This window comes from Mycolicibacterium gadium, assembly GCF_010728925.1.
GTDB lineage: Bacteria > Actinomycetota > Actinomycetes > Mycobacteriales > Mycobacteriaceae > Mycobacterium > Mycobacterium gadium.
Genome location: NZ_AP022608.1, coordinates 3,591,199 through 3,616,754, shown reverse-complemented (window position 1 = coordinate 3,616,754; position 25,556 = coordinate 3,591,199). Strand labels below are relative to the sequence as shown.

At 67.0% G+C, this 25,556-nt stretch carries 31 protein-coding genes; 15 read left to right on the top strand and 16 right to left on the bottom strand.

Translation table 11 applies throughout. From position 1 onward, the window contains the following. The first annotated feature begins 39 nt into the window (after positions 1-39). A complete protein-coding gene (locus tag G6N36_RS17800) occupies positions 40-1,296 on the top strand; it encodes a M18 family aminopeptidase (protein ID WP_163688178.1) in 1,257 nt (418 codons plus the stop codon). Positions 1,297-1,405: 109 nt separating this feature from the next. On the opposite strand, the gene G6N36_RS17795 is transcribed toward G6N36_RS17800, so the two are convergent. Further along, on the bottom strand, positions 1,406-1,795 hold the full coding sequence (locus tag G6N36_RS17795) for a nuclear transport factor 2 family protein (RefSeq protein ID WP_163688176.1): 390 nt from the start codon (positions 1,793-1,795) through the stop codon (positions 1,406-1,408). 86 nt (positions 1,796-1,881) lie between these two features. Here G6N36_RS17795 and G6N36_RS17790 point away from each other — a divergent pair, with 86 nt between their 5' ends. The 6 genes from G6N36_RS17790 to G6N36_RS17765 are packed head-to-tail and all read left to right on the top strand — an operon-like array spanning position 1,882 to position 8,255. Beyond that, positions 1,882-2,229, top strand: coding sequence for a VOC family protein (locus G6N36_RS17790; RefSeq protein ID WP_163688174.1), 348 nt, complete (start codon positions 1,882-1,884; stop codon positions 2,227-2,229). A gap of 36 nt (positions 2,230-2,265) precedes the next feature. After that, positions 2,266-4,575 (top strand): phosphoribosylformylglycinamidine synthase subunit PurL, encoded by a 2,310-nt coding sequence (gene purL, locus G6N36_RS17785; protein ID WP_163688172.1) that lies wholly within the window; start codon positions 2,266-2,268, stop codon positions 4,573-4,575. Further along, on the top strand, positions 4,572-6,296 hold the full coding sequence (locus tag G6N36_RS17780) for an alpha/beta hydrolase (RefSeq protein ID WP_179964806.1): 1,725 nt from the start codon (positions 4,572-4,574) through the stop codon (positions 6,294-6,296). The genes purL and G6N36_RS17780 overlap by 4 nt, the downstream gene beginning before the upstream one ends. Continuing rightward, positions 6,296-6,934, top strand: coding sequence for an Rv0804 family intramembrane glutamic endopeptidase (locus G6N36_RS17775; protein WP_163688170.1), 639 nt, complete (start codon positions 6,296-6,298; stop codon positions 6,932-6,934). The genes G6N36_RS17780 and G6N36_RS17775 overlap by 1 nt, the downstream gene beginning before the upstream one ends. Positions 6,935-6,943: 9 nt before the next feature. Next, positions 6,944-7,441: a hypothetical protein gene (locus tag G6N36_RS17770; protein WP_163688168.1), complete on the top strand. Its 498-nt coding sequence runs from the start codon at positions 6,944-6,946 to the stop codon at positions 7,439-7,441. A 28-nt stretch (positions 7,442-7,469) separates the two neighbouring features. Beyond that, positions 7,470-8,255 carry an SDR family NAD(P)-dependent oxidoreductase gene (locus tag G6N36_RS17765; protein ID WP_163688166.1) on the top strand — a complete coding sequence of 262 codons (786 nt, stop codon included), beginning with the start codon at positions 7,470-7,472 and terminating at the stop codon, positions 8,253-8,255. 4 nt (positions 8,256-8,259) lie between these two features. Here the strand turns inward: G6N36_RS17765 and G6N36_RS17760 are convergent, their stop codons facing one another. Together G6N36_RS17760 and G6N36_RS17755 are read right to left on the bottom strand one after the other, a co-directional pair. After that, positions 8,260-8,682 (bottom strand): PPOX class F420-dependent oxidoreductase, encoded by a 423-nt coding sequence (locus G6N36_RS17760; RefSeq protein ID WP_163688164.1) that lies wholly within the window; start codon positions 8,680-8,682, stop codon positions 8,260-8,262. Between the two features lie 40 nt (positions 8,683-8,722). Continuing rightward, positions 8,723-9,928, bottom strand: coding sequence for an MCE family protein (locus G6N36_RS17755; protein ID WP_163688162.1), 1,206 nt, complete (start codon positions 9,926-9,928; stop codon positions 8,723-8,725). Between the two features lie 16 nt (positions 9,929-9,944). Between G6N36_RS17755 and G6N36_RS17750 the strand changes: the two genes are divergently transcribed. Continuing rightward, entirely contained in the window at positions 9,945-10,337 is a 393-nt protein-coding gene (locus tag G6N36_RS17750; protein WP_163688160.1) for a sterol carrier family protein, read from the top strand. Positions 10,338-10,555: 218 nt separating this feature from the next. Then, positions 10,556-12,088 carry an amidophosphoribosyltransferase gene (gene purF / locus G6N36_RS17745; protein ID WP_163688158.1) on the top strand — a complete coding sequence of 511 codons (1,533 nt, stop codon included), beginning with the start codon at positions 10,556-10,558 and terminating at the stop codon, positions 12,086-12,088. A gap of 22 nt (positions 12,089-12,110) precedes the next feature. Here purF and G6N36_RS17740 read toward each other — a convergent pair whose 3' ends face one another. Together G6N36_RS17740 and G6N36_RS17735 are read right to left on the bottom strand one after the other, a co-directional pair. Next, complete coding sequence (locus G6N36_RS17740) at positions 12,111-13,079, bottom strand: NAD(P)H-binding protein (RefSeq protein WP_163688156.1); 969 nt, start codon at positions 13,077-13,079, stop codon at positions 12,111-12,113. 34 nt (positions 13,080-13,113) lie between these two features. Further along, the gene (locus G6N36_RS17735; RefSeq protein WP_163688154.1) at positions 13,114-13,548 is read right to left on the bottom strand and encodes a cupin domain-containing protein; all 435 of its coding nucleotides are present in this window, start codon (positions 13,546-13,548) and stop codon (positions 13,114-13,116) included. 108 nt (positions 13,549-13,656) lie between these two features. Here G6N36_RS17735 and purM point away from each other — a divergent pair, with 108 nt between their 5' ends. Beyond that, positions 13,657-14,727, top strand: a complete 1,071-nt coding sequence (gene purM / locus G6N36_RS17730) for a phosphoribosylformylglycinamidine cyclo-ligase (RefSeq protein ID WP_163688152.1) — start codon at positions 13,657-13,659, stop codon at positions 14,725-14,727. 3 nt (positions 14,728-14,730) lie between these two features. Here purM and G6N36_RS17725 read toward each other — a convergent pair whose 3' ends face one another. Both G6N36_RS17725 and ygfZ read right to left on the bottom strand, forming a co-directional pair. Beyond that, positions 14,731-14,907 (bottom strand): DUF3073 domain-containing protein, encoded by a 177-nt coding sequence (locus tag G6N36_RS17725; RefSeq protein ID WP_083129021.1) that lies wholly within the window; start codon positions 14,905-14,907, stop codon positions 14,731-14,733. A gap of 162 nt (positions 14,908-15,069) precedes the next feature. Continuing rightward, positions 15,070-16,143, bottom strand: coding sequence for a CAF17-like 4Fe-4S cluster assembly/insertion protein YgfZ (ygfZ, locus tag G6N36_RS17720; protein WP_163688149.1), 1,074 nt, complete (start codon positions 16,141-16,143; stop codon positions 15,070-15,072). 32 nt (positions 16,144-16,175) lie between these two features. On the opposite strand from ygfZ, the gene G6N36_RS17715 reads away from it, so the two are divergent. The 3 genes from G6N36_RS17715 to G6N36_RS30130 all read left to right on the top strand — a co-directional run bounded on the left by G6N36_RS17715 (position 16,176) and on the right by G6N36_RS30130 (position 18,226). Beyond that, complete coding sequence (locus G6N36_RS17715) at positions 16,176-17,093, top strand: aminodeoxychorismate lyase (protein ID WP_163688147.1); 918 nt, start codon at positions 16,176-16,178, stop codon at positions 17,091-17,093. Between the two features lie 291 nt (positions 17,094-17,384). Beyond that, a complete protein-coding gene (locus G6N36_RS17710) occupies positions 17,385-17,966 on the top strand; it encodes a transporter substrate-binding domain-containing protein (protein WP_264001548.1) in 582 nt (193 codons plus the stop codon). Next, positions 17,930-18,226 (top strand): type 2 periplasmic-binding domain-containing protein, encoded by a 297-nt coding sequence (locus G6N36_RS30130; RefSeq protein WP_264001547.1) that lies wholly within the window; start codon positions 17,930-17,932, stop codon positions 18,224-18,226. The genes G6N36_RS17710 and G6N36_RS30130 overlap by 37 nt, the downstream gene beginning before the upstream one ends. On the opposite strand, the gene G6N36_RS17705 is transcribed toward G6N36_RS30130, so the two are convergent. From G6N36_RS17705 to lmeA, 8 genes are all read right to left on the bottom strand, one after another. Then, positions 18,223-18,483 (bottom strand): hypothetical protein, encoded by a 261-nt coding sequence (locus G6N36_RS17705; protein WP_163688145.1) that lies wholly within the window; start codon positions 18,481-18,483, stop codon positions 18,223-18,225. The two genes, G6N36_RS30130 and G6N36_RS17705, sit on opposite strands and share 4 nt — an antisense overlap. Continuing rightward, positions 18,483-19,157 (bottom strand): heme-binding beta-barrel domain-containing protein, encoded by a 675-nt coding sequence (locus tag G6N36_RS17700; protein ID WP_179964948.1) that lies wholly within the window; start codon positions 19,155-19,157, stop codon positions 18,483-18,485. Before G6N36_RS17700 ends, G6N36_RS17705 begins: the two co-directional genes overlap by 1 nt. Positions 19,158-19,285: 128 nt before the next feature. Further along, on the bottom strand, positions 19,286-19,588 hold the full coding sequence (locus G6N36_RS17695) for a DUF1416 domain-containing protein (protein ID WP_083129015.1): 303 nt from the start codon (positions 19,586-19,588) through the stop codon (positions 19,286-19,288). A 1-nt stretch (position 19,589) separates the two neighbouring features. After that, the gene (locus tag G6N36_RS17690) at positions 19,590-20,423 is read right to left on the bottom strand and encodes a sulfurtransferase (RefSeq protein WP_163688141.1); all 834 of its coding nucleotides are present in this window, start codon (positions 20,421-20,423) and stop codon (positions 19,590-19,592) included. Between the two features lie 36 nt (positions 20,424-20,459). Further along, entirely contained in the window at positions 20,460-20,927 is a 468-nt protein-coding gene (locus tag G6N36_RS17685) for a DUF4395 domain-containing protein (RefSeq protein WP_163688139.1), read from the bottom strand. Between the two features lie 96 nt (positions 20,928-21,023). Then, complete coding sequence (locus G6N36_RS30375) at positions 21,024-21,140, bottom strand: Ms5788A family Cys-rich leader peptide (RefSeq protein ID WP_350310128.1); 117 nt, start codon at positions 21,138-21,140, stop codon at positions 21,024-21,026. Between the two features lie 5 nt (positions 21,141-21,145). Continuing rightward, entirely contained in the window at positions 21,146-21,568 is a 423-nt protein-coding gene (locus tag G6N36_RS17680; protein WP_163688137.1) for a thioredoxin family protein, read from the bottom strand. 28 nt (positions 21,569-21,596) lie between these two features. Continuing rightward, positions 21,597-22,394 carry a mannan chain length control protein LmeA gene (lmeA, locus tag G6N36_RS17675; protein ID WP_163688135.1) on the bottom strand — a complete coding sequence of 266 codons (798 nt, stop codon included), beginning with the start codon at positions 22,392-22,394 and terminating at the stop codon, positions 21,597-21,599. A 178-nt stretch (positions 22,395-22,572) separates the two neighbouring features. On the opposite strand from lmeA, the gene G6N36_RS17670 reads away from it, so the two are divergent. Beyond that, complete coding sequence (locus G6N36_RS17670; RefSeq protein WP_163688133.1) at positions 22,573-23,346, top strand: winged helix-turn-helix transcriptional regulator; 774 nt, start codon at positions 22,573-22,575, stop codon at positions 23,344-23,346. Continuing rightward, positions 23,343-24,248 carry a mycothiol synthase gene (mshD, locus tag G6N36_RS17665; RefSeq protein WP_163688131.1) on the top strand — a complete coding sequence of 302 codons (906 nt, stop codon included), beginning with the start codon at positions 23,343-23,345 and terminating at the stop codon, positions 24,246-24,248. The genes G6N36_RS17670 and mshD overlap by 4 nt, the downstream gene beginning before the upstream one ends. Here mshD and G6N36_RS17660 read toward each other — a convergent pair. Beyond that, on the bottom strand, positions 24,245-25,543 hold the full coding sequence (locus tag G6N36_RS17660) for an NAD(P)-binding domain-containing protein (RefSeq protein ID WP_163688130.1): 1,299 nt from the start codon (positions 25,541-25,543) through the stop codon (positions 24,245-24,247). The two genes, mshD and G6N36_RS17660, sit on opposite strands and share 4 nt — an antisense overlap. Positions 25,544-25,556: the final 13 nt, after the last annotated feature.

The window sequence follows — 25,556 nt, the reverse complement described above, 5'->3', positions numbered from 1 at the left end:
TTCAAGATCGGCGGCGATGATCGGAGAAGATGAACAACCATGTCGGCAAGTCCGCAAGGCCTGTGTGAGTTCATCGACGCTTCGCCGTCGCCGTTCCATGTCTGCGAGACGGCGGCCGACCGATTGCGCGCCGCCGGCTTCACCGAGCTGAACGAAGGCGATGCATGGCAAGCCGAGGGTCGGTTCTTCACGCTGCGGGCGGGTTCGTTGGTCGCCTGGAAGGCCGAGACCGGCCCGTCGGCACCTTTTCGGATCGTCGGCGGCCACACCGACAGCCCGAATCTGCGCGTCAAACAGCATCCCGACCGCTTCGTCTCGGGCTGGCAGGTCGTCGCGCTGCAGCCGTACGGCGGGGCGTGGCTCAACTCCTGGCTGGACCGTGACCTCGGCATCAGCGGACGGCTGTCCGTCCGCGGCCGGGACGCGATCGAGCACCACCTGATCCGCATCGACGAGCCCATCTTGCGCGTACCCCAGCTGGCCATCCATCTCGCCGAGGACCGCAAGGCAGTCGAGCTGAACCCCCAGCGCCACGTCAACGCCGTGTGCGGCGTCGGCAGCGGGACCCGGTCGTTCCTCGGCTACGTCGCCGACCGCGCCGGCGTCGCCGTGTCCGACGTCCTTGGCGCGGACCTGATGACCCACGACCTCACCCCGTCGACCCTCGCGGGTGCCGGAGACGAACTTCTCAGCGCGCCGCGGCTGGACAACCAGGCGACCTGCTACGCCGGTCTCGAGGGCCTCCTCGCCGCCGAACTGCGCGGCCATGTGCCCGTGCTCGCGCTGTTCGATCACGAGGAGGTCGGCTCGCAATCCGACCACGGCGCCCAATCCGAGCTGCTGCTCACCGTGTTGGAACGCATCACGCTGGCCGCCGGCGGCGGTCGCGAGGAGTTCCTGCGCCGGATGCCGGGCTCGATGGTGGCGTCGGGCGACATGGCCCATGCCACGCACCCGAACTACCCCGAACGTCACGAACCCGGCCACCTCATCGAGGTCAACGCCGGACCCGTGCTCAAGGTGCAGCCGAACCTGCGCTACGCGACCGACGGGCGGACCGCGGCGGCGTTCGCGCTCGCGTGCGCTCAGGCCGATGTGCCGTTGCAGCGCTACGAACATCGAGCCGATCTGCCGTGCGGTTCCACGATCGGACCGATGACGTCGGCGCGCACCGGCATCCCGACAGTCGACGTGGGTGCCGCCCAGTTGGCCATGCATTCGGCACGTGAAGTGATGGGTGCCCACGACGTCGCGGCGTACGCCGCTGCGCTGGGGGCTTTCCTGTCCCCGGCGTGAGTCGGTGTGCACATCGAGGGTCGATCGCAATGTCACCCTGACAGCCGCTCCGTGCATATATGTCCATGTCGGCGTCGTCAGGCTGACATTGCCGTTGCCCGAGCGGGCTTCAGGTCGGGTCGACCAGGTCGTAGCGGATGACGTTCTCCACGACCACGCCGTCGCGGGCGCGGACCCGGTCCAAACCGCGGATCGCGATCGGCCCCTCAGGCCCGGTGCCCTGGCCGACGTAGTGCAGATACACCAGCTGTTCGCCGGGGACATCGCCATCGATCGTCGCGCTGTCCAGCAGCTCGAGTCGCAGGTCGGGTACGGCGGTGATGAGCTCGACGATCTTCGCGGTGTAGGCCGCGCGACCGTGCACCGGCTTCGGCTCGCCCTGCCAGTAGCCGACGATGTCGTCGGCCAGGATGTCGCCGATGCGCGATTCGTCGGGTGCCGCCCAGAACGCGGCCCACATCTGTGAACTGAACTTCGGTTGGGTTTGGGTCTCGGTCATGGACCAAGCGTGCGGCCGAACGCGGCGCCGCTCAATTACGCCAGACGTAAGCGCCCTTGTCGCCCGGCTGCTCTAGGGTCAGCCCCATGGCACTCAAGGTGGAGATGATCACGTTCGACTGCGCCGACCCTGACGCCCTCGCCGACTGGTGGGCGCGCGCCGCGGGAGGCGACGTAAATGCCGTTGCACCAGGTGAATTCGTCATGGTCACCAACGAAGGCCGGCCGGCTCTGGGCTTCCAGCGCGTGCCCGATCCCACACCGGGCAAGAACAAGGTCCACCTGGACTTCCAAGCCGCCGACAAGGAGGCAGAGGTGGCGCGGCTGATCGGCCTGGGCGCGCGGGAGACGGCGCGGAACAGCTTCGGGCCGGAGTTCGATTGGGTCGTGATGGCCGACCCCGAAGGCAACGCCTTCTGCGTCGCGGGCGGCTGACGGCGTGTCCGCCGGCTCGCAAACTAGACTGGCCGGGTGACGTCGGAGCTAACCCACGCCCTCGACACCGTCGAACACGCCACCGCCACACCCGACCAGCCCCAGCCGCACCGCGAGCTGGGCCTCAAGGACGATGAGTACCAGCGGATCCGCGAGATCCTGGGCCGTCGGCCCACTGACGCTGAGCTGGCGATGTACTCGGTGATGTGGAGCGAACACTGCTCCTACAAGTCGTCGAAGGTGCACCTGCGCTATTTCGGTGAGACCACCACCGAGGCGATGCGTACCGGGTTGCTCGCCGGCATCGGCGAGAACGCCGGCGTCGTGGACATCGGCGACGGGTGGGCGGCGACGTTCAAGGTGGAATCCCACAACCACCCGTCCTACATCGAGCCGTATCAGGGTGCGGCCACCGGGGTCGGCGGCATCGTGCGCGACATCATGGCCATGGGCGCGCGCCCAGTGGCGGTGATGGACCAGCTGCGATTCGGCGCCGCCGACGCGATGGACACCCGCCGCGTCGTCGACGGGGTCGTGCGCGGCATCGGCGGGTACGGCAACTCGCTGGGCCTGCCGAACATCGGCGGTGAGACCGTGTTCGACGCCTCCTACGCGGGCAACCCGTTGGTGAACGCCCTGTGCGTGGGGGTGCTCCGGAAGGAGGACCTGCACCTGGCGTTCGCCTCGGGGACCGGGAACAAGATCATCCTGTTCGGTGCGCGCACCGGGCTCGACGGTATCGGCGGCGTGTCGGTGCTCGCGTCGGACACCTTCGGCGGCGACGAGAGCGGCGCCGCCGGGCGCAAGAAGCTGCCCTCGGTTCAGGTGGGCGACCCGTTCATGGAGAAAGTTCTCATCGAGTGCTGCCTCGAGCTGTACGCCGCCGATCTGGTGGTCGGCATTCAGGACCTCGGTGGTGCCGGATTATCCTGTGCGACATCGGAACTCGCGTCGGCCGGTGACGGTGGTATGCGGATCGAACTGGATACCGTCCCGCTGCGTGCCGCGAACATGACCCCCGCGGAGATCCTGTCGAGCGAGTCCCAGGAGCGGATGTGCGCGGTTGTCACACCCGACAACGTCGACGCGTTCATGGCAGTCTGCCGCAAGTGGGACGTGCTGGCGACCGTCATCGGTGAAGTCACCGACGGGGACCGCCTCGAAATCACCTGGCACGGCGAAACCGTCGTCGACGTGCCGCCACGCACAGTCGCCCACGAGGGACCCGTCTACGAGCGCCCCGTCGAGCGCCCCCGTACCCAGGACGCGCTGAACGCCGACACCTCGGCGAAACTCCCACGGCCGTCCACCGGCGACGAACTGCGCGCGACGCTTTTCGCGATGCTCGGCAGTCCGCATCTGTGTAGCCGCGCCTACATCACCGAGCAGTACGACCGCTACGTCCGCGGCAACACCGTCCTTGCCGAGAACGCCGACGGCGGGGTGCTGCGCGTTGATGAGGCCTCCGGCCGTGGCATCGCGATCTCGACCGACGCCTCGGGCCGCTACACCGCGCTCGACCCGTACACCGGTGCGCAACTCGCACTGGCCGAGGCGTACCGCAACGTCGCGGTCACCGGCGCCACACCGGTCGCGGTCACCAACTGCCTCAACTTCGGCTCGCCGGAGGATCCGGGAGTCATGTGGCAGTTCAGCCAGGCGGTCCGCGGACTCGCCGATGGCGCTGCGAAGTTGGGTATTCCGGTCACCGGCGGCAACGTCAGCTTCTACAACCAGACCGGTACCACGGCAATTCTGCCGACCCCGGTCGTCGGTGTGCTCGGCGTCATCGACGACGTGAAGCGTCGCATTCCGACCGGGCTTGGCACCGAACCCGGTGAAACCCTGATCCTGCTCGGCGACACCCGCGATGAGTTCGACGGCTCGGTCTGGGCGCAGGTCACCGGCGACCACCTGGGTGGACTGCCGCCGAAGGTCGACCTGGACCGGGAGATGCTGCTGGCCGACGTGTTGGCCGCGGCATCGCGTGACGGACTGGTGTCCGCAGCGCACGATCTGTCCGAAGGCGGGCTCGTCCAGGCCGTGGTCGAGGCCGCGCTGACCGGCGAAACCGGTTGTCGCATCGTCGTTCCCGAAAATTCAGACCCGTTTACCTTCCTCTTCTCGGAGTCGACGGGCCGGGTGCTGGTGGCCGTGCCACGGACCGAGGAAAGCCGCTTCGTCGCCATGTGTGAGGCGCGCGGACTGCCGGCCACCCGCATCGGTGTCGTCGACCCCGGACCACGAGGGGGAGAGGCCGCTGTCGAGGTTCAGGGCCTGTTCACCGCCAGTCTGGAGGACCTGCGAAGCACGTCGGAGGGCGTGCTCCCCGGGTTGTTCGGGTGATTGCGCAGAACCGCGAACGGCACCCCTTCTATGTCTGGGCATGGAGCCTGGTCCGGCTCGACTTTGTCGGAATCGCTTTTGGTGCACTGTTTTTCTGTCTGAGCCTGACACCGTCGCTGTTGCCGAGAGACTGGCTGTTCCAGGGGCTCATCGGCGGGCTGAATGCGGCCATCGGCTACGGTATCGGCGTATTCGGTTGGAGGTTGTTCCGCCGCTTCGTGATTCGCCGGCGCAAGGGTTGGCCGCCGCCGAGGCGGGTGCAGTACGTGTTCAAGACCACGACCGTGGTGCTGGCGATCGCGGCGTGTGTGCTGATGCTGATCCCGGCCGCCCAATGGCAGCGCCAGGTGTCGGCGGTGGTGGGTATCGAGGGGCCGACGACGCTCGGATACCTGAGGACACTGATCATCGCGGTGCTGGCCGGTGGCGCGTGCGTGGCCGCCACCCGGGTGCTGATCGACTTGATCAAGGCGATGGCGCGGTTCTTCATCCGGCGTTGGCGACTCAACGACGAGGTCGCCTTGTTCATCGGCACCGCGATCGTCGTCGTATTGACGATCACGCTGATCAACGGTGTCCTCGTCCGTGGCTTTCTCACCGCCTCGAACCGGATGTTCCAGCCGCAGAACTTCACCACACGGCCCGGGGTCGTCCAGCCGCTGGAACCCGAAAAGTCTGGCAGTCCAGACTCTTTCGCGCCGTGGGAGACACTGGGGTATCAGGGCCGCAATTTCGTCGCGACCGGACCCGACGCCGCAGAGCTGACCGAACTCAACGGTCGGCCCGCCAAGGAGCCTATCCGCGCCTACGTCGGCCTGCAGACCGCCGACACCGACGAACAGCGAATGGCGGTGTTGCTCAGCGAACTAGAGCGCACCGGAGCGTTCGAGCGCAAGCTGCTGGTGATCATCCCGACCACCGGCACCGGGTGGATCAACCCGGTCGCCGCACGGTCGCTGGAGATGATGTACAACGGCGACACCGCGCTGGTCGGCTCGCAGTATTCGTATCTGCCGAGCTGGATCTCGTTCCTGGGCGACCAGCAGAAGTCCATGGAATCCGGCCGCATGATGATCGACGCCATTCACGAACGCTGGGCGAAGTTGCCACCGGACCGGAGGCCGAAGCTATTGCTCTACGGCGAAAGCCTCGGCTCGATGGCAGGCCAGGGCGCGTTCGCGTGGTTACCGGATATCGCCGAAATGGGCTTCTCGTCGGTGCTGTGGGTCGGCCCGCCGAATGCCAGTCCGCTGTGGAGCGCGATCACCGAGCGTCGCGACCCGGGTACCCCAGAGGTCCGGCCGCGCTACGACAACGGCCGGACGGTGCGGTTCTCCGAGGCCACCGACGCCCAACAGATCGCCAATGTAGCGGAAAAGCCTTGGGAGGGAACGCGTGTGTTGTTCATGCAGCACCCCTCCGATCCTGTCGTGTGGTGGTCGGAGGACCTCCTTTTCAGCAGGCCCGACTGGCTGCGGGAACCCCCGGGCCGTGACCGCACGGCGTCGATGCGGTGGTATCCGATCATCACGTTCTGGCAGGTCGCCGTCGACATGACCAACGCCGGATCGGTCCCGGCTGGGCACGGACACAACTACGGCGACTATGTGCTCGACGGCTGGGCGGCCGTCGCGCCACCTGACGGCTGGACACGAGAGGACACCCAGCGGATCCGCCTCGCACTCCAGAAGACCGAAGCCGAAGACGGTCCCGAATACTAGTGCGCCCCAAGCAACGTTCGGCGGTAGAGGCGCTGGGCCTGGCGGCCATCCTCGTGGGGTGGAGCCTGGTGGCCCCGCGGTTGCCGTCGCGCTGGCATCCCGCCGCGCATGCCCTCGGCGGCGCCACACTGGTCGCCCTGACGCGCGCGCCCGTCGGCTTTCGGCATCCGGGCTCAGGTCTGCGGTTGGGCCTCGGCGCTGCCGCCCCCGTCGTGATCGGCGTTGCGACGGCGACGGCGTTGCCCCGGGTGCGGCAGGAGATGGCGGACCGGGACCTGCCCGATGGTGCGCTCCGTTGGCTCTTGGTCGGTATTCCGCTGGGCACGGTGTGGTCGGAGGAGGCCGCTTTCCGCGGTGCCCTGGGCACCGTCGCCGCGGAGGCGTTCGGGACCGGCGGCGGCCGGTTCCTGCAGGCCGCGGCCTTCGGGTTGTCGCACATCACCGATGCCCGCCGGACCGGAGAGCCCGTCGTTCCCACGGTGCTGGTCACCGGACTGGCCGGCTGGGTGTTCGGCTGGCTGTACGAGCGCTCGGGCAGCCTGATCGGCCCGATGCTGGCGCATCTGGCGATCAACGAATCCGGTGCGGTGGCGGCACTGGCAGTGCAAAACAGCCGTGCACGTGCGATTTCTCTGTGATAGTGACCTATGGCCATCACCCGGGCCGCAGTTGTCGCCGTAGTCGGCATCGTCGCCGGCTCTGCGTTCGCGGTCTGCGCATCACCGGTCGCCGCGGCGACTCCGTTGACCGACGGCCTGTACCGGCTGAGCTTCGCGGGCACCGAAGCGAGTGACTTCGACTATCCGGAGCCCCGCGGACCGTACACCTGGCTCTTGGCAATTCGCTCGGCCTGCCCGCCCGCCGGCTGCGTCGCGACGGCGACCAACGTCGGCGGCGTATCGACAACCTACGTCTTCCGCGAAAGCGGAGGTCGGTACATCTCCAGCCAGGCACAAGGTTTCGCGTGCGAGGGCAAGAAGACCGCGGGCACTTCGACGATGTCCTTCTCCGCGTCGGGGACCTCGCTGAGCGGTGAGTTGGTCGAGTCGGCGTCGCCGTGCCAGCCGATCTCGCGGTCGTTCACCGCAGTCCGCGAGGGTGACCTGCCGTCAGGCGTGACCGTGGCGGACCCCAATTCCGTCTGACACGAATCGAATTGCGTATCGTCTGCCCATGACAGACAGATCCGCATCCCGCACCTTCGTCGTCACCGGCGCAGCGTCAGGCATCGGCCTGGCCACCGCTCGGCGACTGCTGGCCGAGGGCGGCACCGTCGTCGGCACCGACCTGGTTGCCCCCACCGAGGACCTGGGCGCCCGATTCACCTTCGTCGCAGCCGACGTGGCCGACGAAGCGGCGGTCGCGGAGGTCTTCGCTGCGGTTCCCGGCCGCGTCGACGGGGTGGTCCATTCCGGCGGTGTTGCGGGAGGAGGCCCGGTGCACCTGCTCCCCAAAGAGGAGTGGGAACGGGTGATCTCGATCAACCTCACCGGCACGTTCCTGGTCGCGAAGGCCGCACTGGCCAAGATGATCGAGCAGCCGAGGGTCGACGGTGAGCGTGGTTCGATCGTGACGCTCGCCAGCGTCGAGGGGCTCGAAGGCACTGCGGGTGGTAGTGCCTACAACGCGTCGAAGGGCGGCGTCGTCCTTCTCACGAAGAACATCGCACTGGACTACGGCCCCAGCGGCATCCGCGCCAACGCCATCTGCCCCGGCTTCATCGACACCCCGATGCTCAACGCCGTGATGGGTCTCGAGGGCATGGAGGGCCCGTTGCAGTCGATCACCGACGAACACGCCCTGCAGCGCAGGGGTCGGCCTGATGAGATCGCCGCGATGGCAGCCTTCTTGGTGTCGATCGATGCCTCGTTCGTCACCGGGCAGGCGATCGCGGTCGACGGCGGCTACACCGCGGGCCGCGATCACGGTGTCGTCAAGATGTTCGGCTTCCCCGACTGAGCTGCTACACGTCCCGGATATCTGCGGTGAGTTGGTGCGGCTCGGTGTCCTGATCGTCGATGCCGAAACTGATGATCCGCGTAGGGGTGACGCGGATGATCGCCGTATCCAGATGGTCGCCCGCCGCGCCCTGTGACGGGGCGATCACGGCCTGTTCGGCGGTGCCGCGAATCTCGAGGCAACGCACCCGCCACGGCGCGCGCGACGCGATGTCGTCGACCACGAACGCAACCCGGTCGTTGTGCGCGATGTTGCGATACTTCTGGCTCTTGGACATCTGATAACCGGCGATGTCGATCGTCCCGAGCTGCTCGTTGTAGGTGAATCCGACCGGACTGTTCTGCGGTGTCCCGTTGCGCTGAATGGTGGCCAACCGACCCAGGTCGGCCCGCCGAAGATATTCGATCTCATGTGATTTGAACGTCATGCTGCGAACGTAAAACCTCAACAAATGTTGATGTCAACGCTCACGGGTTGATGGTCAGCTCGCCGACCTGCCTGCCCCACACGTAGTCGATCAGGATCGGCTGCCCGATTTCGGCGTGGTTGTACGGCGCGATGCTGGCGCCGGTGTCCATCACCAGGTACGGCGCGGGCCACAACTCACGGGAGATCTTCTGCCAGCAGCCCGGACGACCCTCCGGGCCGCCCCTGGCGTTCACCCGCGGCAGGTTGTCGGGGTAGATGTACGGGTTGCCGGCACCGGCGAATGTGCCCGACGACGTAGCAAGCGAATAGCCGTTCCCGCCGAGAGTCTCGGCGACCTTCTTCTCGATCTCGGCGAAGTTCCGCAGCGTGCAGAACAGCTGGGGGCTGTAGTCGTCGAACAGTTTGGACGTGGGGATCAGATCCGCGGCGCCGCGCACGAAGTACGGTCCGCCGCGATTCAGGCTGTCGGCAGCGGGGTCGGCGAAGCCCAGCGCGGCCATCAACGCCGCGTCGATGCCGTCCCACTGCGCGTTGAACGTGCGCACGGTGGTGACCGCGTCCTCCAGGCCGTCCCACAGATCCGGTGACGCATCGGCGTACACGTCGAGAAGACCCGCCACCAACCTGGTGTCCTCGCGGATCTGCGGCATTCGCACATTGAGATCGTCGAGGATGCTGTTGCCATTCGACAGCGACTCACCGAACCGGTCACCCAGGCCCGTCAACGCCTCGGCCGTGGCGGTCAGTGTCTGGTTCAGCTTGATCGGGTCGACCTGCTCGGCAAGTGACAGCACCGTCTCGAACAGGGTGTTGAACTCGGTGCTCACCGAGGACACCTCGATCACGTCTGTGCCCGAAACACGTTCTGCAGATGGATCTTCCGGTGATCGAAACGACACGTACTTGTTGCCGAAAACGGTGGTCGCCTGCACGTCGGCGATCACATTGGCCGGAATGAGCTCGAGGTATTCCGGGTCGACGTCGAGGGACAGCTGCGCCTTCGCGGTGCCATCCACATCGACGGTGCCGATGCGCGCGACGCGGCCGATCTCCACGCCGTTGTAGGTCACCTTCGCGCCGGGTTCGACCACCAGTCCAGAGCGCGACGAGACCAACGTGAGTGGTGTGGACGGGATGAAGTCGCCCCGGAACTGCAGGTAGATCAGGCCCGCCGCAACCGCGGCGATCACCACCAAGACCGCGCCCGCCGTCCGGTAGGGCGGATTGTGGCGGTCGACAAACACTTTGAGAATCTAAAGTATGTCCAGCTCTCGTAGGGCCGATCCGGCGATGACACGTGCTGCGGTTTCGGCCGTCGCCGCGTGGCTGCGCGACGACAGCGAACCCGCTCCCGCGCGCGCCGAACTCGCCGAGGCGGTGCGATTGACCGCTCGCACGCTCGCCGCGCTGGCGCCGGGCAACAGCGTCGAGGTCCGTGTCCCGCCATTTGTTGCGGTGCAATGTATTTCAGGGCCGGCGCACAGGCGGGGAAATCCACCCAATGTGGTGGAGACCGACCCGCGGACGTGGCTGCTGCTCGCGACGGGCCTGCTGGACGTGGCGGACGCCACCGCGGGCGGGCTGTTGACGTCTTCCGGGGCGCGTGCCGGTGAGGTCGCCGGTTGGCTGCCGCTGATCCGCCTCGACGGTTAGCTTCGCCACACGTCCGCCTGAGCCGATGCTCAGGCCAGGGACGCCGCCGCGCACCCGTGACCTGGTGGTTCGCCGATTGGAAGCGATATGCGAGGAATTTCTCGACCCGTAGAAGTCGTTCTTTTGGGTGCACGACATCGTCGGTGTCTTCCGTGATTTACCGGTGATGACCGTAGACTGATCTCGTCTACCCACACCGCCCTGGGAGCAGCCATATCGTGACCGGCCCGCAGACCGATCAAGAACCCCGCGAAGAATGTGGCGTATTCGGCGTCTGGGCGCCGGGTGAAGAAGTCGCCAAACTCACCTATTACGGCCTCTACGCGCTGCAGCACCGCGGCCAGGAAGCGGCGGGCATCGCCGTCGCCGACGGCTCCCAGGTGCTGGTCTTCAAGGATTTGGGCCTGGTCAGCCAGGTGTTCGACGAGCAGACGCTGGCGGCCATGGAGGGCCACGTCGCCGTCGGGCACTGCCGATACTCGACGAGCGGATCCACCACTTGGGAAAATGCCCAGCCGGTGTTCCGCAACACCGCGGCGGGCACGGGCGTCGCGCTCGGCCACAACGGCAACCTGGTCAACGCCGCCGACCTGGCCACCCGGGCCCGCGAGGCGGGTCTACTCGGCACCCGTGGCGCCCCGGCGGCCACCACCGACTCCGACATTCTCGGCGCACTGCTGGCGCACGGCGCCGCCGATGCGACGCTGGAGCAGGCCGCACTCGAACTGCTGCCGACGGTGCGCGGCGCGTTCTGTGTCACCTTCATGGACGAGAACACCCTCTATGCGGCCCGCGACCCCTACGGCGTGCGGCCGCTTTCGTTGGGGCGGCTGGACCGCGGCTGGGTCGTGGCCTCCGAAACGGCGGCTCTCGACATCGTCGGCGCCTCGTTCGTCCGCGACATCGAGCCCGGTGAGTTGCTGGCCATCGACGCCGACGGGGTGCGCTCGACGCGCTTCGCCAACCCCGAGCCCAAGGGTTGTGTCTTCGAGTATGTGTACCTGGCCCGACCCGACAGCAACATCGCGGGTCGCTCGGTGCATGCCGCTCGCGTCGATATCGGCCGCCGCCTGGCCCGTGAGAAGCCCGTCGAAGCCGACCTGGTGATCGGCGTGCCGGAATCGGGCACCCCGGCGGCCGTCGGTTACGCGCAGGAGTCCGGCATTCCGTACGGGCAGGGCCTGATGAAGAACGCGTACGTCGGGCGCACGTTCATCCAGCCGTCGCAGACGATTCGGCAACTGGGTATTCGGCTCAAGCTGAATCCGCTCAAGGAAGTGATCCGCGGTAAGCGGTTGATCGTCGTCGACGACTCCATTGTCCGCGGCAATACGCAGCGGGCGTTGATCCGTATGCTGCGTGAAGCCGGCGCCGTCGAGGTGCATGTGCGCATCGCATCGCCGCCCGTGAAGTGGCCGTGCTTCTACGGAATCGACTTCGCCACGCCCGCCGAGCTGATCGCCAACGCCGCGAGCACCGAAGGTGATGCCGGCGAACTGCTCGAGGGTGTCCGCCATGCCATCGGCGCCGACACGCTGGGCTACATCTCGCAGCGCGGCATGATCGCGGCCACCGAACAACCGGCGTCGCGACTGTGCTCGGCGTGCTTCGACGGCAACTACCCGATCGAGCTGCCTGGCGAAACGGCGTTGGGCAAGAACGTCATCGAGCACATGCTGGCGACCGCGGCCCGCACCGGGGTGCCGCTGCAGTCCGACAACGACAACGTCTCGGCGCTCAGGAGACCTTGACGGCTCGGCCGTCGTGCAGACGCTAACCGGCCGGGCGGCCGACGTGTGCCCACTTCGGATCGCTCGGCAGCGGACCATGACTCATCGCATCGGCGACCGCATCGCGGTAGCCGGTGAGTCCGCCCGGCGGCGGCCCGATGACGGCGTCGATGTCATGCTCACTCATCACCGCGTCGACCTCCAGCGATTCGATCAGCGGCCGCGCCAGGCCCGGTGGCATGGGCGTGACGAGACCGATCCACAAGCTGGCGATCGTCGGTGTCAGGAACGGAATCGCGATGATGATCCGTGGCCGCAGACCGGCCACTTGCGCGTACACCTGCATGGCGTCGCCGTACTCGAGCGCGTCGGGGCCGCCGATGTCCCATGTGCGTGACGCGGGCATCTCGGCGGTGGCCGCCTCGGCGAGGTAGTAGAGGACGTCGTCGATCGCGATCGGCTGGATCTTGTTGTGCACCCACTTCGGCGTCGTCATCGCCGGCAGACGGTTGGTGATGTGGCGCATCATCTCGAACGACGCCGAGCCGGCACCGACCACGATCCCGGCCTGGAACACAACTGTCTCGATGCCGGAGTCCAGCAGGATGTCCCCGACCGCCACTCGCGACCGAAGGTGCGGCGACAACTCCGCGCCCGAGGGGTGCAGCCCGCCCAGGTACACGAACCGCCGCACGCCGGCCTGCCGTGCTGCCGCGACGACGTTGCGGGCCGACGCCGCCTCCGCAGCCACGAAATCCTTCGATGTGCCCATCGAGTGCACCAGGTAATAGACGACGTCGACGCCGTCGAACGCGTCGCGTAGCGAGTCGGCGTCACCGAGATCGCCGCGCGCGACCTCGACCCTGTCCCGCCACGGCCGGTCCGCCAGCTTGTCGGGCTGGCGGGCCAAGGCTCGCACCGGATGGCCGCGACCGAGCAGTCGCGGCACGAGTCGGCCACCGATATAACCGGTGGCGCCGGTCACCAGGCAACGGGGCTTGTCATTGGGCATCAACGCGTATGGCCGTTCTCGGCGCGGGGCAAACCTAGATCGGGCAGCCGGGCGGCGGCGGGACGTCGACGGACAGCGGCGTGCCCGCCGGCTGGATGTAATCCACCCACAGCACGACGGGAACGGGGCCCAGGTTGCGACCGTTGTGGGCATGGTCGGGACCGGACCCTTCGGTCACCGGAGCGCCGGCCGGATCGACCACGTCCTTGCAGTCCGGCATGGTCCGCGTCAGGGTGCCTTCCTTGACGATGCCGAACACCCGACCGTCGTGATAGTGCCAGCCGGTACTGCCGCCGGGCTGGATGGTGATCCTGCGGGTGATGTAGTCGACACCGTCGACCGTCGACTGATTGATGACCACCGAATCGACGTTGACAGGCGCGGTGGCGACGGCGGCGGGGGCCACCACGGCGGCGGCGGCCGTCAGAAGCACGGGCAGAGCCGGCGCGCACCAGCGAACAAGTTTCATGGTCGGTCACATTCCCATACTCGGCGGCCCGCCCGTGAGCGATCGGACTGAATCCGATCCGGGAGGACAATCAACCTCGCGCAGTCATCACCGGTAGCCTTGTGCGCGATGACCGAACGCGCCGAACCTGCCGGCATCTCCTACGCGTCGGCCGGGGTCGACATCGAAGCCGGTGACCGCGCCGTCGAACTTCTGAAACCGCTGGCCAAAAAGGCCAGCAGACCCGAAGTGCGGGGTGGCCTCGGCGGATTCGCCGGGCTTTTTGCGCTGCGCAGCTATCGGGAACCCTTGCTGGCGTCATCCACCGACGGTGTCGGTACCAAGCTCGCGGTCGCCCAGGCGATGGACAAGCACGACACCGTCGGCATCGACCTCGTCGCGATGGTCGTCGACGACCTCGTCGTCTGCGGCGCCGAACCGTTGTTCCTGCAGGACTACATCGCCGTCGGACGCACTGTTCCGGAACGGATCTCCGAGCTGGTCTCGGGTATCGCCAACGGCTGCGTGATGGCCGGTTGCGCCCTGCTGGGCGGGGAGACCGCCGAACATCCTGGCCTCATGGCGCCCGACCACTATGACATCTCGGCCACCGGTGTCGGCGTCGTGGAGGCCGACGACGTGCTGGGACCCGACCGGGTCAAGCCCGGCGACGTGCTCATCGGGATGTCCTCGACCGGCCTGCACTCCAACGGCTACTCACTGGCCCGCAAGGTCCTGCTGGAGATCGATCGGATGAACCTCGCCGGACACGTCGAGGAGTTCGGGCGCACGCTCGGCGAGGAGCTACTCGAGCCGACTCGGATCTACGCCAAGGACTGCCTCGCGCTGATCGCCGAAACGCAGGTCCGCACCTTCTGCCACGTGACCGGTGGCGGACTGGCCGGCAACCTCGAACGGGTCGTCCCGCCCGGACTCACGGCCGAAATCGACCGTGGCACATGGACTCCCGCGCCGGTTTTCACGATGATCGCGCAGCGTGGCCGGGTCGAGCGGGTCGAGATGGAAAAGACGTTCAACCTCGGCGTCGGGATGGTCGCCGTCGTCGCGCCGGAGGACACCGATCGCGCGCTGGCTGTGCTTACGGCCCGACATCTGAACTGCTGGACGCTGGGCACCGTCACCAAGGGCGGTAAGGACAGCCCACGAGCCAAGCTCGTGGGCCAGCACCCGCGCTTCTAGGGCTTAACGACGCCAGTCGTCATCGTCGGCCACGTCATCGTCGGCCAACCTGTCGGTGCCGTTGAGATCGTCGGCGCCCGCCAGTTCGCGCTGGAGGCGGTCGAAATCGGTCTGCGGTGAGCTGTATTTGAGCTCACGAGCAACCTTGGTCTGCTTTGCCTTTGCCCGGCCGCGGCCCATTGGGGGTACCCCCTCGCGCAATAACGGAGCGGCCCAAATTTCAGGCGGCTCCGATCTGAGTGTGTTTTATCGTCCTGCCGACACTTTACCGTGCCGCGGTGCGGTGCGCTGGCAGGCCCGTCCGGAGGGACCCGAGCCCGCGAACCAGCGAAATATCGACACTCATCGCGAGCCGCCTCGCAGCTGTTCGACCGCGAGGCGTCCGGCGCCCGTCGCATCCGGTGGCGGCATCGAATCGACGTCGATCACGGCGGCCACCGGCGATTCCCCGCCGATGGTCAGTTCGGTCTCAGCCAGTAGGCCCCGCTTGACCAATGCCAGGGCGATCGGCCCCTCGTCGACGTGATCGACCACGGTGCCGAGTCGGCCGACGGTCCGGCCGCCGGCCAACACAGGATCCCCGGTCGCCGGCCTCTCGCCGGAGCCGTCGAGATGCACGAGCACCAGCATGCGCGGCGGTTTGCCCAGGTTGTGGACGCGCGCGACGGTCTCCTGGCCGCGGTAGCAGCCCTTGTCCAGGTGAACCGCCGAGCCGATCCAGCCGACCTCGTGCGGAATCGTGCGCTCGTCGGTGTCGACCCCCAGCCGTGGCCGTAACGCGGCGACGCGGTGCGCCTCATAGGCCCAGACACCGGCCGCGCGCACCCCGACCGCAGCGAGCCGATCGCGCCATGCCGCGACCTGATCGCGGGGGACCACCAGATCCAGCTCCACATCCGGACCGCCCATCCTGCGCAGGAAACCACCCTCGGGAAGGGCCACCGCGGTCATTTCGGCCGGTAGCGAAACCACGCCGAGGACGTCGACCACCGGCGGATCCACCAGGCGCGGGCCGAGCAGCGAAAGTACCGCCAGATCAGCGGGTTCGACGACCACGTCGGCCCAGAACACCATCTTGCGCAGATAGGCGGTCAGGGGTTCGCCACGCCACGATTCGGTGTCGAGATAGGTGATCCCGTCGAGCTCCGTCTGGATCCAGTGATCCTCGACACGACCCTGGCCGTCGAGGCTCAGATTCTCGGTCACGGTGCCATTGGCGAGGCCGGCGACGTGCTGCGTGGAGATGTTGTGCAGCCAAGAATTGCGCTCAGCGCCGGTCACGGTGATCACAGCTCGTTGTGAACGGTCCACCAGGACCGCTGCATCGGCGGCCGACCGTTGTTCGCCGAGGGGATCGCCGTGATGCCAGACGGCTCCGGCGTCGGGCCCGGTGTCCGGGGCTGGCACAGCTGACATACCTCAACCTTACGGCGCTACGCTTCTTGCCCATGGCGAGCCAACCTGCGGTCGTGGTCACGCTCGACGGTGAATTGCACGACCCGGCCGCCCCACTGCTGTACGCCGACGACCTGGCAGCCGTTCGCGGTGACGGCATCTTCGAGACACTGTTGATCCGCGACGGCAGGCCCTGTCTGCTCGAAGCCCACCTGGCCCGGCTCACGCAGTCGGCGGAGCTGATGGACCTTCCCGCACCGGACTTGCCGCGGTGGCGTGCGGCCGTCGACGTGGCGGTACAGCGGTGGCTCGCCGTCGGCGCGGGCGAGGGGGTGCTACGGCTCGTCTACAGCCGCGGGCGCGAAAGCGGTTCACCGCCAGTTGGAGCCGCAGGGTCGGCGACATCCGGTACGGCGTTTGCGACCATCGGTGCGCTGCCCGCCCGGGTGGCCGCCGCGCGCAGCGGCGGGGTCGCGGCGGTGACGTTGGCGCGTGGACTCTCCGCCGAGGCCACCACCGGGATGCCGTGGCTGCTGGCGGGCGCCAAGACGCTGTCCTATGCGATCAACATGGCCGCGCTGCGGCACGCCGAACGCCTGGGCGCAGGAGACGTCATTTTCGTCGGCGCCGACGGCCTGATCCTGGAGGGTCCGCGGTCGACGGTGGTGGTCGCCACCGAATCAGAAGATGGGGCCGGCGACACCGCTTTCTTGACCCCGCCGCCGTGGTATCCGATCCTGCGTGGAACCACGCAGGAGGCCTTGTTCGAAGTGGCGCGCAACAAAGGGTATACGTGCGACTACCAGGCGCTTACGCCCGCTGATTTGTATGCGGCACAGGGTGTTTGGTTGGTATCGAGCATCACGCTTGCCGCACGGGTGCACACCCTGGACGGCAAGGCTCTGCAACCCGCCCCCCTTGCCGGTGAGTTCGCCGAACTCGTCGACGCCGCGATCGTCAGCGATCGCTGAGCGCTGAACCGGTCAAAATCTGTTGTCGCGTTCCTACTCCGCGGGTACCGTCGGCCGTACACAAGGAAGGAGGTGGTCCGAGAAATTGAATGACTTATGGACATGTGAGGTGGCTGCGAGCTAGCAGCGCCAGGGGATGAACCGCCTGCGCGCGCTGGCGAATTCCCCGCAGTCACCCGGCCCCCGAGCCTCTTGGTTTTGTCCAACCAGAACACACGGCTCGGGGGCCGCCCCATGTCTGGGTGACCTCAATGGTGGCGTCGGCTCTCGCCGTGCGCGATGATGCCGCACATGCGCAACAGGTGGTGGCTGCCAGCCCTGCTGGCCGTGGCCACGTCGGCCGCCGCCTGTGCTCCCGTCGACGACGAGTCTGCGTCGGGCATTCAGAACTGCCGCAAGGACTCGCTGTCGACCCTTTACCCCGGCATCATCACCGTCGGCACCGATCAGCCCGCCTATCCGCCGTGGTACATCGGTGACGATCCGACCAACGGGGAGGGATTCGAAAGCGCACTCGCCTTCGCCGTAGCGGGAAACCTCGGCTACACCCCCGACGAGGTGCGCTGGGTCCGGGTGCCGTTCAACGGAGCTCTGGAGCCTGGCCCGAAGACGTTCGACGCCAGCCTTTCTCAGTTCTCGATCACCGATCAGCGCCGGGCGTCCGTCGACTTCTCATCGCCATATTTCGACGTCACCCAGGTTGTGGTCACGACGGACACCTCTCCGGCCGCGCGGGTGCGAAGCATCGGTGACCTGGAGAAGACCCAGCTCGGCGTGCAGGTCGGCACGACCAGTCACACCGCGGCGATCGAGATAGCGGCGACGTCCCGGTCGAGGTGTACAACACGAACGCCGACGCCAAGGTGGCGCTGAGCAACGGCGAGATCGACGCTTTGGTCGCCGACCTGCCGACCGCCTACACCGTCGCGGGTGAGCTTCGCGGCGGCAGGATCGTCGGACAGCTTCCCACGGACACCGAGGACGTGGAGCAGTTCGGGATCGTGCTCGACAAGGACAGTCCACTCACGCGCTGCGTGTCGTCGGCCGTCGATGGGCTGCGTTCGGATGGCACGCTGGGGCGGTTGGAGCGCCAGTGGTTGTCCGACGCTGGGAGTGTGCGGATTCTGCGTTAGCCGGCCGGTCCAGGGGCCAGCGACGAGCAGGTCTGCATGGCCTTGTTCCACGCGTCGGGATCCACGCCCGGCGGCGGTCCGGCCATCGGGCCCGGAGCCGCAGGCACCCCGTGTTCACTGAGGCATTGCGCCAGCGAGCCGTGACCGGTCGGTGCCACCGACTCGTCGGTGGTGGACTGCTCGGCGGGAGTATTCGACGAGCACCCCGCGAGGATGCCTGCCGTGGCGAGGCCCGCGGCCAACAATGACACGCGCATCAGCCGACGTACCTCGACAACCGTGCGGACAGGTGCGGCACCAGGCCGCCGTCGGCGTCGACGCGCTCCTCGACGTAGGCCAGATCGCCGCCCTCGACGATGCCGTAGAGCCGTTTGGCACCGCCGACGAGCATCCCGGACTTGGTGCGCGCGAGCGCGTCGGTGGCCAACTCCCACGACGACTGATTCAGTGGCCGGCCGTAGAACAGCTCGACGTAGCCGGCCGAATGCGCCAGCAGCAGCTCGATGGCGTCACTCTCGGTGGGATCGGCAGGGTCATTGATAAACCGCCAGAAGCCGGACTCGCGCAGCGACGCGCTCTCGAACTCGCCGTCCGCGGTGATGCGCCACGACCTGGCCTCCCAGATCAAGTAGTCGCCACCGTCGTGTGAGACCACGATCTGCTGACCGAAGCGGTAATCGCCGTCAGGCCCCCGACCCTCGCCTTCGCCGCGCCACACGCCGACGAGGGGCAGCAGTGCAAGCAGCGCGTCGTTGAGGTTGGCGCCTTCGCGAAGATTGGCCGTGTCGGCCGGCGCAGGGAGATCCCCGAGGGCGGGGATATTTCGGGCTGCGGTCGTTTTCGCGCGCTCGGCCGCGGCCGCTACAGCGTCGTCGCCTGAGGTCACGACTCGTCGGTGATGAGGCGGTAGAGCGTGTAAAGCGCGAACCAGGTGATGACCACCACGGCGGCGATCAACAGGATCTCGAAGAACAGCACCACGGCAGAAAGTCTAGCCGCAACACTGCCGACAACCCTCGTCGGTCGCAGTGGAATCGATCACGGAACCGGCGGACCGGCTCAGGCGACCTTGACGTCGACCTCGTGGATGCCCGCGCCCGACGGTGCGATGCTGGCATCGCCGTTGCCGGCGGGGGACAGCGCACGCAGCGTCCACGTGCCCGGTGCCGCGAAGAACCGGAAATCACCGGTAGCGGACGCGACGACCTCCGCCGTGAACTCGTCAGAGCTGTCCAGCAGCCGGACGAACGCGCCGCCGACGGCCTGGCCCGCGCCGTCGACGACGCGTCCGGTGATCACGGTCTCCCGTTCGAGGTCGACGCTGGAGGGCAACGTCAGACCTTGCTTCGGTGCAGAGCACATATCAACTTCCCAACTCGATCGGGGCTCCCACGAGAGAGCCGTATTCGGTCCAACTTCCGTCGTAGTTCTTGACGTTCTGGTGTCCCAACAACTCCTGCAGCACGAACCAGGTGTGCGACGAGCGCTCACCGATCCGGCAGTAGGCGATGGTCTCCTTCTGGCCATCCAGTCCCGCCTCGGCGTACAGCTTGGCCAGGTCCTCGTCGGACTTGAAGGTCCCGTCCTCGTTGGCCGCCTTGCTCCAGGGAACATTGATGGCGCCGGGGATATGCCCGGGCCGCTGACTCTGTTCCTGCGGTAGGTGGGCGGGGGCGAGGATCTTGCCGGAGAACTCATCGGGGGAGCGCACGTCGACCAGGTTCTTCTCGCCGATCGCGGCGATGACCTCGTCGCGGAACGCGCGGATGGCGTTGTTCGGCTGCTTGGCCTCGTATGAAGTAGCAGCGCGGGCGGGGACCTCCGTCACCAGCGGGCGCCCGTCGAGCTCCCACTTCTTGCGTCCGCCGTCGAGCAGCTTGACGTTCTCGTGGCCGTACAGCTTGAAATACCAGTACGCGTAGGCGGCGAACCAGTTGTTGTTGCCGCCGTACAGGATCACGGTGTCGTCATTGCTGATGCCTTTGTCGGACAACAACTTCGAGAACTGCTGCTGGTCGACGAAGTCACGCTTCACCTGGTCCTGCAGCTCGGTCTTCCAATCGAGCCGCACAGCGCCGGCGATGTGGCCGCCCTCGTATGCGGAGGTGTCTTCGTCGACCTCGACGAAGACGGTGTTAGGCGCTTCGAGATTGCTCTCGGCCCAGTCGGTCGTGACCAGGACGTCGGAGCGTGCCATGTAGGAAATCCTTTCGGTTGCTTGCTATTTGAAGTGTTAAGCGGGGTCGGGGCGGAAACGTGCGACGAGCGGATAGATCTGACAGCCGAGGCAGATGCCGAAGGCCGCGTTGAGAAACGCCGCCACGAGCGCGAAGCCCGTGGCGATCAGGCCGAGCAGTGGGACACCGACGGCGAACCCGACGACACCGACCGCCGCGAACGCCAAACCGACGAGTTGGGCGAACTTCAGCGGGGGTACCGGTTCCTTCTCGGTGACCGGTCCGAAGCGCGGAGCGACCAGCGACCGGAAGATCAGCCCGTACGGATGCCGCTGCGGTCCGCGCTGTGCGCCGATCGCGAACACGATCGCCTGCACACCGAGGATCGCCGCCGCAGCGACGGCGCTGACGGCCGACGCCAGGAGCGCCACGATGAGGACGCCGGTGGTGACCCACGCGGCGAAACGCGGCCCGCGCACGTCCACCTGATCAGGTGGGGCGATGGTGTTCGTGCCGGTCGGCATGGATGTGCTCCTGTTGCATGGATGGCTGGCTGGAATGGGAGGGCAGGCCACATGGGGCTACTCCCGAGTGCGGCGCGAGGGGGACGGCGCGGCTACTCAGCAGCTACAACAACAACAGCAACAACCCGCGACGCGGCACAGATCGACTGCGCGGCGCTTGGTGAGCATCGGCTCGAGGCGGGCGGACACGAGCGACAGCTTACCCAATGACATGGTGATCAAGCCAACAGTGGTTCCAGGGCCGAGCGCAGGTCAGCAGGCTTGGGAACACCGTGGGTGCGAAAGCGCGGGCGCCCGTCGGCGTCGAAGATGATCGTGGTGGGCAGCGACAACACCGAAAGTCGCCTGGCCGCTTCCGGATTGGCATCCATGTCGATCTCGACATGAGCGACCCCGGGCAGCTCTGCGCACACCTGGTCGACGACCTGTCGCACGCCCGCGCAGGGTCCGCACCACTCGGCGCTGAAGTGCAGCACCGTCGGTCCGGTTTCGGACAATCCCAGGTCACTGGTGTCCACGTTGGCGGCGTCCTCGCTCGCTTTGAGGAGCCCGGCACGCAGGGTGAGCAGCCTGCCGATCACGTAGGCCAGCCCGAGCGCGGCGACGAGCACGACGACCACCAGTACCCATGAAGAGCTCATCGCCACCCTCTGTTCTTCGCGCAAGCGCTCATCTCATGTTGAACCCGCTCAGCGGCACGGTTACTCCCTCGGCGATGCCTTCGATGATGAGGTCGGAGCCGCGGGCGCCTTCCGCGGTCGGCGCGAGTCCGAACGGCAGCTTCTGACCGGGCAGTCTGGTGGAGAACGCGGCCAGCACCTCGTCCTTCTTGTCGTCGGGAACGGCCTGGTCGGCGGTGCCCGCGCCGGTCAACACGTCGGTCGCGGTCAGGACCAGGGTGGTTTGTTCCGGCCCGACGATCGACAGGTCCACCGCGATGCTGACCCTCTCGTCGAAGCCAGCGGATGTCGGGGTTCCGGTGAAGACCACCCCGCGATTGCTGGATATTCCGGATTCGGTGGTGCCGCCGGTGGAGTCATTGCTTTCCCGCGTCGGCGCCTCGACCAGCAGGTCCGGAATGCCCATGAATCTCCCGACGTGCGTCGAATCGATGATGATGCGGCTCTCTGCCTTGCCCACCCTCAGCTTGGCCTCCGGGCTGACCAGCCACGAAGAGTCCAGAAGGTCGATCGAATGCAGCGTCGCCTCCAGCGACGCCTTCCCGACCACGGGGTGGCCGACACCGGCGGCCCGAATCTCCACTTCGTCGTAGTGCCGGTTGGCCGCTTGGGTGATGAATGGAAAACCGAGGATGGCCACCGACGGGTCCCAGGCCAGGTCAGCGGCGCTTCGTACACTTCTGGCCAGGCGATACTCGGCGTAGATCGCCGCGCCGAAATCGGCTCCGAGGGCACCGACCACCACCGCGGTCGTCGTCGCCAAAACACCGATCAGCAGCTTTCGCACCCGCACATTCTTGCCCACTCGCGCCCACTGGACCGCGTTGAGTCAGCTGACCAGGAGGTGTCGCGCTATCGTTAGATCACCATCGGCCGAGTAACGGCTGTATGTCAGGCATGAATCTGGGAAGTCACCGACCGACATTGTTGTCCAGGCGAGGTCCCCATGGCTGCTGGAGGGCCAGTTGGATCTACTGCTACTGACCGTTGATCCCAATCCTGAGTCCGTGCTGCCTTCGTTGGCCCTACTTGCGCACAACGTACGAACCGCGCCCACTGAGGTTTCCTCATTGTTGGAAGCCGGCAACGCGGATGTGGCGATCGTCGACGCGCGTACAGATCTGGCCGCCGCGCGTGGCCTGTGCCGCCTGTTGGGCACGACCGGTACGTCGGTGCCTGTGGTGGCGGTCGTCAACGAGGGCGGCCTGGTGGCAGTCAACGTCGAATGGGGTCTCGACGAGATTCTCCTTCCGAGCACCGGACCCGCCGAGATCGATGCGCGGTTGCGACTGCTGGTCGGGCGTCGCGGCGGCACGGCCAATCAGGAGAACGTCGGCAAGATCAGTTTGGGCGAGCTCGTCATCGACGAAGGCACCTACACCGCGCGACTGCGCGGCCGGCCGTTGGACCTCACCTACAAGGAATTCGAACTCCTGAAGTATCTGGCACAGCATGCGGGCCGGGTGTTCACCCGTGCGCAGTTACTCCAGGAGGTCTGGGGCTACGACTTCTTCGGCGGCACCCGCACGGTCGACGTGCACGTGCGGCGTCTGCGGGCCAAGCTCGGTACTGAATACGAGTCGCTGATCGGCACCGTGCGCAACGTCGGATACAAGGCCGTTCGGCCCGCGCGGGGGCGGACCCCGACGCCTGCTGCCGATCCGCCCGACGAAAGCGGTGACCTCGACGATTACGACGCGGTGCCCGAGGCGCTTGCCGACCCGCTGCGCAGTCAGTGACCGGTCGGGTCATCGGCTGGCGCACCGGTCTGTCCGCGGACGATCGACGCCGCATCGGCGAGCTCATCGAAGCGGCCAGCAGGGCCGACGGCGTTGCGCCGGTCGGCGATCAGGTATTGCGTGAACTGAGCCACGACCGCACCCGGCACCTGTTGGCCGTTGACGGCGCCGACGTGGTCGGATACCTCAATCTGACGCCTGCCAACGAACAGGCATCGGCGATGGCCGAACTCGTCGTGCACCCGTCGGCCCGGCGTCGCGGCGTCGGTTCGGCAATGGCGCGGAAGGGGTTGACCGAGGGCGGTGACGGCGCCCGGATCTGGGCGCACGGCAACCTCGAGGCCGCGCGCGCCACCGCGGCGTCGCTCGGCTTGTCCGTCGTCCGGGAGTTGCTGCAGATGCGCCGGCCACTCCTCGATCTGCCTGCGACGACCATTCCCGACGGCGTGCGTATCGCCACTTATTCAGGACCCGCCGACAACGCGGAACTGTTGCGCGTCAACAACTCCGCGTTCGCCTGGCATCCCGAACAGGGAGGCTGGACCGATGCCGATATCGACGAGCGCCGCGGCGAAACGTGGTTCGATCCGAACGGGCTCTTCCTGGCGTTCGACGAGACGAGTGGAAAGCTGCTGGGCTTCCATTGGACCAAAGTTCACAATGCCGACCTCGGCGAGGTTTACGTCGTGGGCGTCGACCCGGCGGCGCAGGGTCGCGGACTCGGTGCCGCGCTGACGCTGATCGGGCTGCATCATCTCGCCGACCGGTTGTCAGACAGCTCGAAAGGCGCGGTGATCCTGTACGTCGAGGGGGATAACGCCGCGGCCGTAAAGACCTACCAGCGACTCGGTTTCGAGGTGTCGTCGGTCGATGCCGCTTATGCGATGCGCGGGTCGTCCTAGCCGCACCCGCTCGCCGTCAGCTCGTGGTCGGCTCCCTTCGCCTCGGTCTGGGTCTTGAGGCCGCAACCCGATCCTGCCTGGGGAAGGACCAGTTCGACACGGGCGGCGGCTTCGTGGTCGCCGGCAAGTTCGGCCACGACTGAACGGGCCTGCTCGTACCCGGTCGCCAACAGCAGGTTGGGCGCGCGGCCATAGCTCTTGGCGCCGATGGCATAGAACCCGTGCTCGGGATGCGCCAGTTCCGCAGCGCCGTGCGGGGGCACCGAACCGCACGAGTGGACGTTGGGATCGATCAACGGCGCCAATGCTCGCGTGCTCTCGACCCAGGGATCGAGGTCCAGGCGCACCTCGCGCAGGAAGCTGAAATCAGGTCGTAATCCGGTCGCCGCGATGATCTCGTCGAACGGCCCGACGGCACGCCCGTCCGGGGTCATCAGCATGATGCCCAACTCGTCGGAATGGATTCGTTCGGTACGGAATCCCGTTTCGAGCTGGACCCGTCCTGAGGAAACCAACTGGTGCGCGTCGGCACCCAGCTTGCCTCTTTCGGGGAGCCGGGCGTCGACCTCGTTCCCGTAGACCCGCTGATCCTCGCCTCTGCGCACGATCCAAGTGATCGTGGTGTCGGCCGCCTGCTCGGCCAGACGCGACAATTCCCGGATCGCATGTTTGGCCGAATGGCCGCTTCCTACGACGGCAATTCGCCGCTCCGCATAACGGTTCCGGTCGGCACCGAGGACATCCGGAATGCCATAGCTGATCCACTGGGCTGACTCTGCCTCGCCGATCGCCGGTATACCCTCGGCGCCAACCGGATTCGGGGACAACCAGGTGCCGGTCGCGTCGATGACGGCACGCACCGGTGTCCGCGTCATACCTGCGGGCCCGCTGGTGGTCACGATGAACGGCCGTTCGTCGCGCTCGTCGTCCCGCAGCTTGTCGACACCTTGGCGGGTGACGCCGACGACTCGATGGCGCAGTCGGACATTCGGCGCGATCGCGTCTAGCTGTGCCAACGGCGTCAGGTAATCATCGACGATGTCTGCCCCGGTCGGGAAGTCGGCCGGATCCGGGGAATTCCAGCCGTGTGCCTTGAGAAGTCGTTGCGCCGCGCGATCCAGGTCGGTTCGCCACGGCGAGAACAGGCGGACGTGACCCCAGCGACGGATGCTCGCGCCGACGGAGTCACCCGCTTCGAAGATGACGAAGGGGAGTCCTCGCTCGGTCAGATGAGCGGCTGCTGCCAGCCCAACCGGGCCCGCTCCGAGGACAGCTACTGGGAGTTGTGTCGACATGATATTTCTCCTG

Excerpts from the sequence above, each read along its gene's own strand:
- G6N36_RS17800 (WP_163688178.1), top strand. The coding sequence starts at position 40 with ATGTCGGCAAGTCCGCAAGGCCTGTGTGAGTTCATCGACGCTTCGCCG.
- G6N36_RS17795 (WP_163688176.1), bottom strand. The coding sequence starts at position 1,795 with ATGACCGAGACCCAAACCCAACCGAAGTTCAGTTCACAGATGTGGGCC.
- G6N36_RS17790 (WP_163688174.1), top strand. The coding sequence starts at position 1,882 with ATGGCACTCAAGGTGGAGATGATCACGTTCGACTGCGCCGACCCTGAC.
- G6N36_RS17770 (WP_163688168.1), top strand. The coding sequence starts at position 6,944 with ATGGCCATCACCCGGGCCGCAGTTGTCGCCGTAGTCGGCATCGTCGCC.
- G6N36_RS17765 (WP_163688166.1), top strand. The coding sequence starts at position 7,470 with ATGACAGACAGATCCGCATCCCGCACCTTCGTCGTCACCGGCGCAGCG.
- G6N36_RS17760 (WP_163688164.1), bottom strand. The coding sequence starts at position 8,682 with ATGACGTTCAAATCACATGAGATCGAATATCTTCGGCGGGCCGACCTG.
- G6N36_RS17750 (WP_163688160.1), top strand. The coding sequence starts at position 9,945 with ATGTCCAGCTCTCGTAGGGCCGATCCGGCGATGACACGTGCTGCGGTT.
- G6N36_RS17740 (WP_163688156.1), bottom strand. The coding sequence starts at position 13,079 with ATGCCCAATGACAAGCCCCGTTGCCTGGTGACCGGCGCCACCGGTTAT.
- G6N36_RS17735 (WP_163688154.1), bottom strand. The coding sequence starts at position 13,548 with ATGAAACTTGTTCGCTGGTGCGCGCCGGCTCTGCCCGTGCTTCTGACG.
- purM (WP_163688152.1), top strand. The coding sequence starts at position 13,657 with ATGACCGAACGCGCCGAACCTGCCGGCATCTCCTACGCGTCGGCCGGG.
- G6N36_RS17725 (WP_083129021.1), bottom strand. The coding sequence starts at position 14,907 with ATGGGCCGCGGCCGGGCAAAGGCAAAGCAGACCAAGGTTGCTCGTGAG.
- ygfZ (WP_163688149.1), bottom strand. The coding sequence starts at position 16,143 with ATGTCAGCTGTGCCAGCCCCGGACACCGGGCCCGACGCCGGAGCCGTC.
- G6N36_RS17715 (WP_163688147.1), top strand. The coding sequence starts at position 16,176 with ATGGCGAGCCAACCTGCGGTCGTGGTCACGCTCGACGGTGAATTGCAC.
- G6N36_RS17710 (WP_264001548.1), top strand. The coding sequence starts at position 17,385 with ATGCGCAACAGGTGGTGGCTGCCAGCCCTGCTGGCCGTGGCCACGTCG.
- G6N36_RS17705 (WP_163688145.1), bottom strand. The coding sequence starts at position 18,483 with ATGCGCGTGTCATTGTTGGCCGCGGGCCTCGCCACGGCAGGCATCCTC.
- G6N36_RS17695 (WP_083129015.1), bottom strand. The coding sequence starts at position 19,588 with ATGTGCTCTGCACCGAAGCAAGGTCTGACGTTGCCCTCCAGCGTCGAC.
- G6N36_RS17690 (WP_163688141.1), bottom strand. The coding sequence starts at position 20,423 with ATGGCACGCTCCGACGTCCTGGTCACGACCGACTGGGCCGAGAGCAAT.
- G6N36_RS17685 (WP_163688139.1), bottom strand. The coding sequence starts at position 20,927 with ATGCCGACCGGCACGAACACCATCGCCCCACCTGATCAGGTGGACGTG.
- G6N36_RS30375 (WP_350310128.1), bottom strand. The coding sequence starts at position 21,140 with ATGTCATTGGGTAAGCTGTCGCTCGTGTCCGCCCGCCTCGAGCCGATG.
- G6N36_RS17680 (WP_163688137.1), bottom strand. The coding sequence starts at position 21,568 with ATGAGCTCTTCATGGGTACTGGTGGTCGTCGTGCTCGTCGCCGCGCTC.
- G6N36_RS17660 (WP_163688130.1), bottom strand. The coding sequence starts at position 25,543 with ATGTCGACACAACTCCCAGTAGCTGTCCTCGGAGCGGGCCCGGTTGGG.